Source organism: Promicromonospora iranensis (assembly GCF_028994775.1).
Taxonomy (GTDB): Bacteria; Actinomycetota; Actinomycetes; order Actinomycetales; family Cellulomonadaceae; genus Promicromonospora; species Promicromonospora iranensis_A.
Map to the genome: position 1 here is coordinate 312,950 of NZ_JAJQMN010000007.1, position 12,874 is coordinate 325,823.

The 12,874-nt window shown below is 71.1% G+C and carries 9 protein-coding genes; 8 read left to right on the plus strand and 1 reads right to left on the minus strand.

What is annotated here, in order from left to right; translation table 11 throughout:
• Positions 1-9 precede the first annotated feature (9 nt).
• Positions 10-2,931 carry an alpha-L-rhamnosidase gene (locus tag LUU90_RS15470; RefSeq protein WP_275004381.1) on the plus strand — a complete coding sequence of 974 codons (2,922 nt, stop codon included), beginning with the start codon at positions 10-12 and terminating at the stop codon, positions 2,929-2,931.
• Here the strand turns inward: LUU90_RS15470 and LUU90_RS15475 are convergent.
• Positions 2,928-3,713, minus strand: a complete 786-nt coding sequence (locus tag LUU90_RS15475) for an SDR family NAD(P)-dependent oxidoreductase (RefSeq protein ID WP_275004383.1) — start codon at positions 3,711-3,713, stop codon at positions 2,928-2,930. The genes LUU90_RS15470 and LUU90_RS15475 overlap by 4 nt on opposite strands.
• Positions 3,714-3,853: 140 nt before the next feature.
• Between LUU90_RS15475 and LUU90_RS15480 the strand changes: the two genes are divergently transcribed.
• The 7 genes from LUU90_RS15480 (at position 3,854) to LUU90_RS15510 (ending at position 12,821) form a co-directional block, all read left to right on the plus strand.
• Entirely contained in the window at positions 3,854-5,281 is a 1,428-nt protein-coding gene (locus LUU90_RS15480; RefSeq protein WP_275004384.1) for a glycoside hydrolase family 125 protein, read from the plus strand.
• On the plus strand, positions 5,278-6,165 hold the full coding sequence (locus LUU90_RS15485) for a carbohydrate ABC transporter permease (protein WP_275004385.1): 888 nt from the start codon (positions 5,278-5,280) through the stop codon (positions 6,163-6,165). The genes LUU90_RS15480 and LUU90_RS15485 overlap by 4 nt, the downstream gene beginning before the upstream one ends.
• Positions 6,162-7,103, plus strand: a complete 942-nt coding sequence (locus LUU90_RS15490; RefSeq protein ID WP_275004387.1) for a carbohydrate ABC transporter permease — start codon at positions 6,162-6,164, stop codon at positions 7,101-7,103. The genes LUU90_RS15485 and LUU90_RS15490 overlap by 4 nt, the downstream gene beginning before the upstream one ends.
• A 74-nt stretch (positions 7,104-7,177) precedes the next feature.
• The gene (locus tag LUU90_RS15495; RefSeq protein WP_275004388.1) at positions 7,178-8,431 is read left to right on the plus strand and encodes an ABC transporter substrate-binding protein; all 1,254 of its coding nucleotides are present in this window, start codon (positions 7,178-7,180) and stop codon (positions 8,429-8,431) included.
• A 116-nt stretch (positions 8,432-8,547) separates the two neighbouring features.
• The gene (locus LUU90_RS15500; RefSeq protein ID WP_275004390.1) at positions 8,548-9,648 is read left to right on the plus strand and encodes a glycoside hydrolase family 76 protein; all 1,101 of its coding nucleotides are present in this window, start codon (positions 8,548-8,550) and stop codon (positions 9,646-9,648) included.
• 63 nt (positions 9,649-9,711) lie between these two features.
• Positions 9,712-10,806, plus strand: a complete 1,095-nt coding sequence (locus LUU90_RS15505) for a GntR family transcriptional regulator (RefSeq protein ID WP_275004391.1) — start codon at positions 9,712-9,714, stop codon at positions 10,804-10,806.
• A 116-nt stretch (positions 10,807-10,922) separates the two neighbouring features.
• The gene (locus LUU90_RS15510; RefSeq protein ID WP_275004393.1) at positions 10,923-12,821 is read left to right on the plus strand and encodes a glycoside hydrolase family 76 protein; all 1,899 of its coding nucleotides are present in this window, start codon (positions 10,923-10,925) and stop codon (positions 12,819-12,821) included.
• Positions 12,822-12,874 lie beyond the last annotated feature (53 nt).

Here is a 12,874-nt window from a genome sequence, read left to right on the forward strand (position 1 = left end):
GGTTCACCTGTGAACAACGAGTCCCCGAGCACGATGCCGGTCAGCACGATGTCGGTCAGCCGAGTGCGCGTCGAGCGCCGTACCGACGGCAATTTCGCCGACACCCCGACCCCGCGGCTGAGCTGGACCGTTGAGTCCCCGCAGCCCGGCTGGTGGCAGGCCGGCGCCGAGGTGCGGCTCGACGGCGGACGGGCCGGCGAGCGGGTGGCACGCCTGGACACCGACGAGTCCCGGTTCGTGCCGTGGCCGTTCGAGCCGCTGCTGCCGCACGCGCGTCACACGCTGGAGGTGCGGGTCACCGGCGTCGACGGCGGCACCTCGCCCTGGAGCGAACCGGTCGCCGTGCAGGCGGTGTTCCTGGCCGACGGCGAGTGGGTGGCGCCGTTCGTCGGGATCGCCGACCCGCCGGAGACCGCGGCGCCCGTCCTGCTCCGGACAGATCTCGACCTCGACGGTGACGTCGCCCGCGCCACCCTCTACGCGTCGGCGCACGGCGTCTACCAGGTGGAGATCAACGGCCACGACGTCGACGACGCGGTGCTCAAGCCCGGCTGGACCGCCTACCAGCACCGGCTCGTGCACGAGGCGACCGACGTGACGGCGCTGCTCCGGTCCGGCGCGAACGCCGTCGGCGTCCGCCTGGCCGGTGGCTGGTGGACCGAGCGGTACGGGTTCCACGGCACCGCCCGGGCGTTCTACGGGGAGCAGCCCGCCGTGGCGGTGCAGCTGCACGTCGAGCTCACCGACGGGACCGTCCGCACGCTGGTCACCGGGCCGGACTGGCGGGGTTCGGCGGCCGGGCCCGTCGTGGCAAGCGGCATCTATGCGGGTGAGCGGGTCGACGCGGGCCGCGCGGTGCCCGGCTGGAGCCGGCCCGGTTTCGACGACTCGGCATGGCCCGCGGTACGGGTGGAGACGCCGCCGGAGGCGCTGGACGCCGTGCCCGAGCCCGCGATCGCGGAACCGGTGCGGCGCGTGGACGAGCTCACGGTCCGGGACGTGATCACCACCCCGTCGGGGCGTACGGTGCTGGACTTCGGGCAGAACCTCGTCGGCCGGCTCCGGGTGCGTGTCACGGGGGAGCGTGGCCAGGTGATCACACTGCGGCACGCCGAGGTGCTGGAGCACGGGGAGCTCGGCGTCCGCCCGTTGCGGCACGCCGCGGCGACCGACCACCTCGTGCTGTCGGGCGGCGACGACGTGCTCGAGCCCGAGTTCACGTTCCACGGCTTCCGGTACGCGGAGGTCGACGGCTGGCCGGGGGACCTGGACCTCACGACCGCCCGTGAAGCGGTCACCGCCGTCGTGATCAGCAGCGACATGCGCCGCACCGGCTGGTTCGAGTGCTCGGACGAGCGGGTCAACCAGCTGCACGAGAACGTGGTCTGGGGGATGCGCGGCAACTTCGTCTCCCTGCCGACCGACTGCCCGCAGCGCGACGAGCGCCTCGGGTGGACCGGCGACATCCAGGTCTTCGGCCCCACGGCGAGCTATCTGTTCGACAGTGACGCGTTCCTCGCCTCGTGGCTGCGCGACGTCGCCGCCGAGCAGGCCGACCGCGGCGGCGTCTGCCCGATCGTCGTGCCGATGGTGCTGCCGTTCGGGGCCAAACCAGCCGCCGCGTGGGGTGACGCCGCCACGGTCGTGCCGACGACCCTCCTGGACCGGTTCGCCGACCGGCGTGCGCTGGCCGAGCAGTACCCGAGCATGCGGTCCTGGGCCGATGCCCTGCTGGCGCTCGCCGGTGACCGCCTGCTGTGGGAGGGCATGTTCCAGTTCGGGGACTGGCTCGACCCCGACGCGCCGCCGGACGACCCCGCGGGTGCGAAGGCCGACCCCGACATCGTGGCGAGCGCCTATCTGGTGCGGTCGCTGCGGCTCGTCGCCGCGGCGGCGCGCGAGCTCGGCGACGGCGAGGGGGCCGGCACGTACGGTGACCTGGCCGAACGAGCGCGGCAGGCGTGGGTGCGCGAGTACACGACGCCGGCGGGACGGGTGGTCTCCGACGCGCAGACCGCGTACGCGCTGGCGATCATGTTCGACCTCGTCGACGAGGCGACGCGGGCGCGCATGGGCGACCGGCTCGCCTGGCTCGTGCGCCGGGCCGGGTACCGCATCGGCACCGGGTTCGTGGGCACGCCGATCGTCCAGGACGCGCTCACCTCGACCGGCCACGCCGACGTCGCCGCCCGCCTGCTGCTCCAGACCGGGGTGCCGTCCTGGCTGTACGCCGTGACGATGGGCGCGACCACCGTCTGGGAGCGGTGGGACAGCATGCTGCCCGACGGCAGCATCAACCCCGGCGAGATGACGTCGTTCAACCACTACGCCTTCGGCGCCGTCGCCGACTGGCTGCACCGCACGGTGGCCGGCCTCGCCCCGGACGCCCCCGGCTACCGCAGGCTGCGGATCGCGCCGGTCCCGATCGCCGGGCTGAACCGGGCGGCCACCCGGTTCGAGACGGCCTACGGGACCGCCGAGGCGGGCTGGACGGCCCAGGACGGCCAGATCGTGGTGCACGCGGTGGTGCCGGCCAACACGACGGCGCTGGTGGTGCTGCCGGGCACCGTAGCGGGCGCAGTTGCGGGCACAGTTGCGGGCACAACAGCGGGCGAGCCCGCAGGCGGGATCGTGGTGGGCTCCGGCCGGCACGAGTGGACGGTGCCCGACCCCCGCGGGCGGACGGAGCCCCGCGCCGTCACGCTCGGCTGGACGCTCGGCGAGATCGCCGACGACCCGGAGGCGTACGAGACGGTGCTGGCCGCCGTCGACGCCCTCGGCGAGGAGTGGCACGGCACGCTGCGCTCGCTCCGGGAGTGGACCGACCAGCGCACCCTGGAGGACGAGCTGGTGCGCCTGCCGCCTGCCGCCGTCGACCGCCTGCAGGAGGCGCTCGACGGGCTCAACTCCCGCCGGACCGTGCGGGTCTAGACGGAGTCCTTGGTGATGCTCCACCCGCCGTCGACCGGCAGCTCGACACCCGTGACGAACGACGCGCGGTCCGAGCAGAGGTAGGTGATGGCATCGGCCACCTCGGACGCCTGGCCCAGGCGTCCGAGGGCGGTCGCCCCGGCGGCGCTCGCCCGCTCGGCCTCGCCGACGCCGTCCCAGTGGGGCGTGAGGACGGGGCCGGGCAGCACGCTGTTGACCCGCACCGCGGGGGCGTACTCGGCGGCGAGCTGCCGGGCCAGCCCGGTCATCCCCGCCTTCGCGGAGGCGTAGGCCGCACGGCCCGGCAGCCCGAAGCGGGCGTGCACCGACGAGACCATGACGACCGCGCCACGGCCCGACGCCGACAGGTCGGTCAGCAGCGCGCGGGTGCCGAGGTAGGCGCCGGTCAGGGAGACCCGGATCTGGTGCTCCCAGCTGGTCAGCGGAGTGTCCTCGAGGGACGCGACGGTGGTGGCGTACGCGTTGTTCACCAGGATGTGCGGCGGTCCCAGCTCGTCCCGGCAGCTGGTGGCGGCCTCGGCCCAGGCCGCCTCGTCGGCGACGTCCATGACCGACGCCGCGGCGCGGAACCCGGCGTCGCGCAGCTCGTCGCGCAGGTCGAGCACCGTCGGCGAGACGTCGACGAGGAAGAGCCGGGCGCCCTCCTCGGCGAGCCGCCGGGCGGTGGCGGCGCCGATGCCTCGGGCTGCGCCGGTGACGACGGCCGTCCGGCCGTCCAGTTCAAGCGTCGGTTCAAGCGTCGGTTCAAGCGGCATTGCCATGCGCCCATCCTGCCCGACGCGACTGCTCTTATTACCACTATTCCGATACGTTGACATGAGGGTAATCTGTTCGTACGCTCCTCGACAGGTCAGGCCAACGTCGGCAGACCGAGGAGGAGACGGACAATGAGGTTCGGGCAATGAAGCTCAGCAGAACTACGACCAGCACGCCCAGCACGACCGGCACGGACGCCCTGCACGACCCGGAGGTCCTCGCCGGTCTGGTCGACGCGGTGCGCGAACGGCTCGGCGAGGCGGTGGCGGACGCCGTCGCGCGCTGTATGTCGGACACGCTCGCGCGGACGATCACGCGGCATCCGGACGGCACGGCGTTCGTGATCACCGGCGACATCCCGGCGATGTGGCTGCGGGACTCCACCACGCAGCTCGCGCCGTTCCTGCACCTCGCGGGCACGGACGCCCGGCTCGCGGACACGATCGCCGCCGTCTCGCGGCGGCAGCAGGCCTCGATCCTGCACGACCCGTACGCCAACGCGTTCAACGACGGCCCCACCGGCGACGGGCACCGGGACCGGACCGGCGATCCGGAGACCGGCCAGTCGCCGTGGGTGTGGGAGCGCAAGTACGAGATCGACTCCCTCGCGTACCCGGTGCAGCTCGCCTACGACCTGTGGCAGATCACCGGCCGGACCGACCACCTCACGCAGCTCGGCCAGGTGGCGCGGACGATCATCGGCCTCTGGCGCACCGAGCAGCGGCACGACGAGGCGTCCCCGTACACGTTCGAACGCACCGACTGCCCGCCGTCCGACACCCTGGTGCGGGACGGGCGCGGATCCGAGACCACGTTCACGGGAATGACCTGGGCGGGTTTCCGGCCGAGCGACGACGCCTGCCGGTACGGCTACAACGTGCCCGGCAACGCGTTCGCCGTCGTGGCGCTCGGCTACCTCGTCCGTCTCGCCTCCGAGGTGCTGCACGACGACGCCCTGGCCGACGACGCCGCCGCGCTGCGCTCGGACCTCGAGCGCGGCATCCGGGAGCACGGCGTCGTCCAGGGGCCGCGGGGCGAGCCGGTGTACGCGTACGAGGTGGACGGTCGCGGGGGAGTGCTCCTGGCCGACGACGCCAACTCGCCCAGCCTGCTGTCCCTGCCGTTCCTGGGTTGGTGCCGCGCCGACGACCCGCTCTACACCGCCACCCGGGACCTGATCCTGAGCGACGCCAACCCGTACCACTACACCGGCACGGCGGCGTCGGGCATCGGCAGCCCGCACACGCCCGAGGGGCACGTCTGGCCGATCGCGCTCGCGATCCAGGGCCTGACCAGCACCGATCGCGCCGAGCGCCGTCGGCTGCTGGACCTGATCCTGACCACCGACGCGGGCACGGGTGCCGTCCACGAGTCCTTCCACGTGGACGACCCGGGCACCTACACCCGCGAGTGGTTCTCCTGGGCGAACGCGATGTTCTGCGAGCTCGCCCTCGAGACCGCGGGGCTGCGGACCTACCGGCGTCCGGCGCTTGAGTCGGCCACCGAATCAGCCACTGAGCCAGGCACCGAATCAGCCACTGAGCCAGGCACTGATCCCGGAGCCGCACGATGAGCGCCGCCGTGAGCGCCACCCGGCGCCAGCAGACCATCAGCGCGTGGATCTTCCTGGCCGTGCCGGTGGCGCTCTTCGCGGTGTTCCTGCTGCTGCCGGTGCTCATGGCGATCGGGCTGAGCCTCACCGACTACGCCGTCATCGGCGACTTCGAGTGGGTGGGCCTGGACAACTACGCGCGCATCGTCGACGACCCCATCTTCTGGGTGGCGGTGCGCAACACCGCGCTCTACACCGTCCTTTACGTGCCCGCCGGGCTCGTCGTGTCGCTGGGTACCGCCCTGCTGCTCAACCGCAGCAGCCGGGTCTCGCGTGTCTTCCGCACGCTGTTCTACATCCCGGTCGTCTCCTCGACGGTCGCCACCGCCGCGATCTGGTTCTGGCTGCTCAACCCGCAGTACGGCCTGCTCAACGCCGTGCTCGGCTGGTTCGGCATCAACGGGCCGGCCTGGCTGTACGAGTCCCGCTGGGCGATGATCGCCATCGTCATGATGAGCGTCTGGGCCGGGTTCGGCGCCAACATGATCATCTACCTCGGCGCGCTGCAGGGCGTGCCGGGAGAGCTCGTGGACGCTGCCCGGGTCGACGGCGCCGGAGCGTTCCGCGTCTTCTGGCACGTCACCCTGCCGGCCATCTCCCGGGCCACCTTCCTCATCCTCACGCTGCTCCTGATCGCCGCGTTCCAGGTATTCGACCAGGCGTACGTGCTCACCAAGGGCGGGCCCGGCAACTCGACGCTCACCCTCGTCTACTACATCTACGACCGTGGGTTCGGCCGCCTCGAGATGGGCTACGCCTCGGCGCTCTCGTTCGTGCTGTTCCTGGCGATCCTCGTGTTCTCGATCGCCAACGCGCGGGTCACCGGACGGGAGAACGACAGATGAGCACCCTCGCCACCGCCCCGGTCGGCACACCGGCGCCTACCCCCACCACCGTGAGCACCGAGTCCCGGCCGCCGACCGCCCGCGCGGTGCTCGGCAGGACCGTCTGGACGCTCGCCGTCGTGCTGATCAGCGTCACCACCGTGATGCCGCTGATCTGGACGTTGTCGACGTCGCTCAAGCCGGAGGGCGAGATCCTCTCGTCCTACCTGCAGCTCGTCCCCGAGAACCCCACTCTCGCGAACTACACAGCCCTCTTCACCGACGGGCCCTTCGGGCGCTACCTGGCCAACTCGGCGATCATCGCGCTCGGCGGCGTGGCCACCAACCTGTTCTTCGGCGGGCTGGCCGGGTACGCCCTGGCCAAGCTCAGCTTCCGGGGCCGCGGCGTCGTCTTCTCGCTGTTCCTCGGCTCCATGATGGTGCCGGGCATCATCACGATGGTGCCGACGTTCCTGGTGCTGCGCCGGTTCCCGCTGGTCGGTGGGAACGACCTCTTCGGCGAGGGCGGCGCGGGCTTCATCAACAGCTACGGCGCCGTGCTCATCCCCTTCGCCGCCGGTCCGTTCGCCGTGTTCTTCATGCGGCAGTTCTTCCAGGCCCTGCCGGACGAGCTGGGCGACGCCGCGCGCATCGACGGCGCGAGCGAGTTCCGCATCTTCTGGAACATCTACCTGCCGCTGGCCCGAGCGGGCCTGGCGGTGCTGGGCGTGCTCACGTTCCAGGCCGGCTGGAACAGCTTCCTGTGGCCGCTCATCGCCCTGAACGACCCGGAGATGCTCACCGTCCAGGTGGGCCTGGCCGGGTACGTCAACGAGTACCAGACGGAGTACGGGCCGCTCCTGGCCGGCACCATCCTGGCGAGCCTGCCGGTACTGATCGTCTTCATCTTCGCCCAGCGCTACATCATCGAGAACTTCGCCCACTCGGGAACGAAGTGAGCGACGTCGCGTCGACGGACAGCTCGACGGACGACTCACGAACGATGCAAACGAAACTGCAAAGGAGCAGAGTCATGAAGCGTGCTACACGAATCGCCGGGGCGCTCGCCGCGGCGGCGGTCCTGGCAGGGACCCTGAGCGCCTGCGGCGGCGGGTCCGACGGCGGCTCGGGAGGAGGCCCCGAGCAGGTCACCTTCTGGGGTTCCTGGTCCGGTGCCCAGGCCAAGCAGCTCCAGAAGCAGGCTGACGCCTTCAACGCGGCGCAGGACGAGTACGAGGTCAAGTACGTGGGGCAGGAGCTCGTCGAGGAGAAGCTGCTCACCGCGCTGGCCTCGGGCAGCGTGCCCGACGTCGTGCTCTGGGACCGGTACGCCACCCCGCTGTACGTGCCCAAGAACGCCCTCGCGCCGATCGACGAGTACCTGGAGGCCGACGGCGTCGACACGGCACAGTTCTACGAGCAGGCGATGGGCGAGCTCGTCGTCGACGGTGAGACCTACGGCCTGCCGCTGCTCGTCGACAACCGGTCCCTCTTCTACAACGCCGACCTGCTGAAGGAGGCCGACGTCGAGCCGCCCACGGACTGGGACACGCTCAAGGCGGCCGCCGAGGCGACCACCGTGCGGGAGGGCGGCAAGCTGAGCGTCGCCGGCTTTGCCCTCGACGACCCGGGCCTGTTCAACATCTGGCTCAAGCAGGCGGGCGGCCAGATGTTCAGCGACGACGGTACCGCCACGGCGTTCAACAGCCCGGAGGGCCTGGAGGTGCTCGAGTTCTGGCAGAGCCTGCTCGACGCCGGCGTGTACGAGCCGGGCTTCGGCGAGGGCGTCGACTCGTTCGCCGAGGACAAGCTGGCGATCAAGTACGACGGCCCGTGGGCGCTGACCGCGCTGGACGAGGCAGAGACCAACTACGGCATCGTCCAGCCGCCCGTCGGACCCGACGGCGACCAGGGTGCCGGCATGGGCGGCTTCGGCCTGGTCATCCCGCAGGGCGCCGAGAACCCGGACGGCGCCTGGGAGTTCATGAAGTGGTGGACCACCCAGCCGGCCAACGGCGTGGACTTCGCGAAGATCTCCGGCTGGATCCCCGCGAACGTCGAGGCGGCCAACGACCCGTACTTCACCAAGGACGACCGGTACCAGGCGTTCATCGAGACCATGGAGTACGCCGAGGTGCGCTCCAACATCCCGGGCGCCTCCGACGTCGAGGGCAAGGCGCTCATCCCCGCGCTGGAGCGGTTCCTGGGTGGCGAGATCGACGCCCGGACGGCGCTGGGCGAGGCGCAGGAGCTGGGCGACCGGATCCTCGCGGACAACGCGCAGTGACCGACCACCTGCAGTGACCACCTGCAGTGACCACGCGTGCCACGCGTCCCGCCCGGGCGCGTGGCACGCGCCACCACCAGCGCGTGCCACGCGCAGTAAGGACGCCCCACACAGCCATGGACAACCCGAACTCCGCCACCCCGAGCCCGGCCCAGACCTCCGCGGACCCGAGTAGCCGCTCGAACCCGTGGTCCGATCGCGCCGACCTGGCCCAGCGCAGCCTGGACCACTTCTTCGGCACGGCCGAGCCGCAGCTGCTCGACAACACCTACCCGGTCGGGGACAACTCGACGTTCAACTACTGGTGGCTGGCCCACGTCATCGATGCGCGCCTCGACGCGTTCGCCCGGACAGGGGATCAGGAGTGGCTGACGGCGGCCGAGGCGACGAGCACCAACCTGCGCGCCCGCAACGAGGGGTCGCTGTTCAACGACTACTTCGATGACATGCTCTGGTACGCGCTGGCCCTGGAACGACTGGCGCGTGCCACGGGCCGGAACGAGCCGCTGGACGACGCACGCGCCATCTGGGAGCACGTCGTCGAGCACGGGTGGAACGACACCCACGGTGCGAGCGTGGCCTGGCGCAAGCAGCAGCCCTACTACAAGAACACACCGGCCAACGGCCCGTTCGCCATCCTGTCCGCGCGCCTGCACGGGCACGATCCCGACCCGAGGTACCTGGACCACGGCACGGTGGCGTTCGACTGGATCACCGCCACGCTGGTGGGGCCTGACGGGTTCGTCGAGGACGGCATCAACCGCGGGGGCGACGGCCGCATCGACACCCAGTGGCGCTTCACCTACAACCAGGGCCTGTACATCGGTGCCGCGGTCGCCCTCGACGGAGTACTGCACGAGCCGGAGCTGGTGGGCCGGGCGCTGCGTACCGCCAGGACGGCGCTGGCCGAGCTGGCGCCCGACGGAGTCGTCGGCAGCGAGGGTGGCGGGGGCGACGAGGGCCTCTTCAAGGGCGTGCTCTACCGGTACCTGGGCACGCTCCTGGACCGGATCGGCCCGACGTCGTCCGACGCCGCGCCGCTGGTGGACTTCGTCCGCACGAGCACCGACCGACTGTGGGAGACGAGCCGACGCGACGGGTACCTGCTGGCGGGCGGTGACTGGCGTCGTCCCGCGGAGCCGCCGGTCTTCTACTCGAGCCAGCTGAGCGCCGTCATGGCGCTCGAGCTGCGTGCGTCGCTCGAGGCGCGGCGATGACCCGCCGCACCCGGTGGGGCACGGTAGATTCATCTGCCACGTCCGATCGGTGAAGGGGCACGTGTGAGCCAGCCGCTCTACCTCGAGGTGTACGAGAAGCTCCGCGAGGCGATCCATGCAGGCACCTACGGTGTCGGCGACCGGATGCCCGCCGAGGCCGAGCTGACCAAGCAGCTCGGGGTCAGCGCCATCACGCTCAAGCGCGCGATGGACCTGCTGCGCGCCGACGGCTACATCACCCGGCGGCCCCGGCTGGGCACCGTCGTCGTCAGCGAGACCGCCACGAACGCCGTCAGCACCGGGAGCGGACCCACCCCGTTGATCGGGTGCGTCCTGACGGACTTCGACGACACCTTCGGCACGCGGGTGCTGGCCGGGCTGCTCGACGCGTCGAGCACCGTCGCGAACCTCGTGATCAAGCGCAGCCTGGGCAACCGTGAGGCGGAGGACGACATGGTGCGGGGCCTCGTGGCCGACGGCGTCCAGGGGCTGGTCCTCGAACCGAGCTCGTCGCAGTACGTGGCACCGGCGGTCCTGGAGCTGATCACCCAGTCGTTCCCGGTGGCCATCCTCGACCGGGTGTTCGACGGTGTCCCGGTGTCGTCGGTCTGCTCCGACAACGTCTCGGCGGGACGCCAGGCCGCCGACGTCCTGTTCGCCGCGGGCTACGACCACGTCGGGCTGGTGTCGGCCGCCAGCAACGTCTCGACGGTGCAGGACCGGTTGGACGGCGTCGTCGCCGCGCACGCGACCCGGCACGTCCCGTTCGACCCGGCCCACCAGTTCCGGCAGGTCCGGTCCACGGTTCCGGGCAGTGGCGTCTCGCCCGACGACGACATCGCCGAGCTCGAGAAGTTCCTCGCCACCAACCCCGGTCTGACAGGGCTGGTCGCCACGGAGTACAACATCGCCGTCCTGCTCCGCGAGGCCGCCCAGCGGGCCGGACGGACCGTCCCCGGTGACCTCGGCATCGTCTGTTTCGACCACCCGGACGCCTTCTACGACAAGGCTCGCTACCGGTTCACGCATATCCGGCAGGACGAGTCCCGCATGGGGCACGAGGCGGTCGACCTCGTTCTTCGCCAGATCCGCGGCGCCGGGCAGGTCAGGAAGGTCACGCTGCCGACCGAGCTGGTGCAGGGCAGCTCGACGCGCTGAGGCCCGTTCCGGATCGGCAGATCCACGTCAACAGATGGGTGCATTTAACCCTTTCCTCCTATAGGTTTTGAGACGAATCCGGGACGCAACGTTGCACCCGGGGGAGGAGCTCATCGATGTCGATGCTGCGTCGCATCCGCCTTGTCCTGATCAGCCTTGCCGTCGTCGTCGGTCTGCAGCCGGTCGTCGCGGTGCAAGCCGCCACACCGCCGGGGGATCCGACGTCCTCCGGCTCGACCGAGGTCGCCCGCGCCCGCGTCGCCACCGAGGTCCTGCTGGACTCGTACGACGAGCAGAAGGCCTGGTTCCCGTCGAGCTGGTGGAACTCCGCCGTCGCGCTGCAGACCATGGGCGACTACATGCTGCGCACCGGCGACCGGAGCTACGTCGACGAGCTGGACCACAGCTTCGAGACCAACAAGGGCCCGTTCCCGGCCGGCGAGCGGTCGACCGACGAGATCTACGGCAACTTCACGAGCCGCGCGATCGACGACGCCGGGTGGTGGGCGCTGAACTGGGTCACCGCCTACGACCTGACCGGCGACCAGAAGTACCTCGACATGGCGGGCACCATCGCCGACTTCATGCACGGGTTCTGGGACCCGAGCACCTGCGGCGGCGGGATCTGGTGGAACGAGGAACGGACCTACAAGAACGCCGTCACCAACGGCCAGTGGATCCGGCTGACGGCCGAGCTGCACAACCGCATCCCGGGTGACACGGCGTGGCTGGAGCGGGCCGAGGAGGCCTGGGACTGGTACACCGCCAGCGGCATGATCAACGCCGAGGGCCTGGTCAACGACGGGCTGACCGACGACTGCGCCAACAATCGCGACACCGTGTGGAGCTACAACCAGGGCCTCGGCATCGGTGCCGCGCTCGAGCTGTACCGGGCGACGGGAGACGCGGAGCTGCTCGGCGCCGCGCGGGAGCTGGCCGACGCGGCGCTCGGATCTGACGCGCTGGTCACCGGCGGGGTGCTCACGGAGTCGTGCGATCCGCTGGGGCGGACGTGCGACGACAACCAGAAGCAGTTCAAGGGCATCTTCATGCGGTACTTCACGGAGCTGGCCGACACCACGGGCGACCCGCGCTACGAGGAGTTCGTGGACCGCCAGGCCGAGTCGATCTGGGCGAACGACCGCGACTCCGCGGAGCGGCTGGGCCTGCGCTGGGCGGGTGCGAGCACCGAGGCGTCGCCGAACGTCTTCGACTGGCGTACCCAGGCCAGTGCCCTCAGCGCGTTGATCGCCGACGTCCCCCAGGACGCGCCGAGCCGGTCACTGTCCGCGACGATGTCCCCGACGCAGCTGGTCGTGATGCCCAGCCCTGGCGCGACGTCGGCGGTGCGGACCGCGGTCGAGGTGGCGGCGACGTCGGACGGGCGGCCCGTGCGAGCCGACGTGCGGGTCAGCGGTCCGGAGGGCTGGACGGTGGACCCGTCCCGGAGCCGGGTCCGGCTGGCCCCGGCGGGCGACGGCAATCCGGCCCGGTCGAGCGTCCCGCTCGACGTCACGGTGCCCGCGAACACCCCTGACGGCAGCTATCCGCTGACCGTGACGGTCACGGCGAAGCCGGGGCTCAGCTACACCACGAGGGTCACGGTCCAGGTCGCGAGCACCATCGACTTCGACGCCGGGTCGACGGAGGAGCTCGCGTGGCTCTGGGACGCGGGCGGCTCCGGCCTGAGCCATGTCGGGAGCCGGTTCGCCGACGGCACCAGCCATTTCGTCTACAAGTTCCCGTTCCCCGCCGAGGCCACCTCCGCCGAGGCGACCCTGACCATCGACAACCAGTACGTCGTCGAGATCGGTCCTGACGGCGAGACCTGGACCACCGTGCTGGCCGAGGACGAGCCGATCAGGGACGGCTCCAACAAGGCTGACCACACCCTTGACCTGACGCCGCACCTCGGTCCGGACAAGGCCGTCTACATCCGGGTGACCGACGCCTTCCCCGAGGACGGCTGGGGCGGCGGGGTCTATCACGTGTCGGCGCAGTTCGGGACGTCCTGACCGGCCGGCGAACGGTCGGTACCCACGACCGTCGCCGCGGGACGGGCGGCGGC

Bases quoted from the DNA above. Each gene is read 5' to 3' on its own strand.
- LUU90_RS15485 (WP_275004385.1), top strand. From the start codon at position 5,278: ATGAGCGCCGCCGTGAGCGCCACCCGGCGCCAGCAGACCATCAGCGCG.
- LUU90_RS15475 (WP_275004383.1), bottom strand. From the start codon at position 3,713: ATGGCAATGCCGCTTGAACCGACGCTTGAACCGACGCTTGAACTGGAC.
- LUU90_RS15480 (WP_275004384.1), top strand. From the start codon at position 3,854: ATGAAGCTCAGCAGAACTACGACCAGCACGCCCAGCACGACCGGCACG.
- LUU90_RS15510 (WP_275004393.1), top strand. From the start codon at position 10,923: ATGTCGATGCTGCGTCGCATCCGCCTTGTCCTGATCAGCCTTGCCGTC.
- LUU90_RS15500 (WP_275004390.1), top strand. From the start codon at position 8,548: ATGGACAACCCGAACTCCGCCACCCCGAGCCCGGCCCAGACCTCCGCG.
- LUU90_RS15495 (WP_275004388.1), top strand. From the start codon at position 7,178: ATGAAGCGTGCTACACGAATCGCCGGGGCGCTCGCCGCGGCGGCGGTC.
- LUU90_RS15490 (WP_275004387.1), top strand. From the start codon at position 6,162: ATGAGCACCCTCGCCACCGCCCCGGTCGGCACACCGGCGCCTACCCCC.